Annotated in this window: 1 pseudogene; it reads right to left on the reverse strand. The window is 59.7% G+C overall.

From position 1 onward, the window contains the following. Positions 1-236: pseudogene (locus tag RZA33_RS19800) on the reverse strand (glutamate dehydrogenase); the annotation flags it as partial.

Consider the following 236-nt stretch of genomic DNA (forward strand, 5'->3'; position numbering starts at 1 on the left):
CTGACCACGACACCACCGGCATTGCAGAGAATGTCCGGGATCAGGAAAATTTCGTCCTGGCGCTTTTCGAGCACGAGATCGGCGTCGGGTGTGGTGGGACCGTTCGCGCCCTCGGCGAGAACCTTGCATTGCAGCCTTTCGGCGATATTCGCGTCAATGACGCGCTCGGTGGCCGCCGGCACAAGAACATCGCAAGGCAACGTCAGGATGGTGGACGGATCGCACGCCAATTCATT

It is taken from the genome of Halovibrio sp. HP20-59 (genome assembly GCF_033052795.2).
Classification (GTDB): Bacteria; Pseudomonadota; Gammaproteobacteria; order Pseudomonadales; family Halomonadaceae; genus Vreelandella.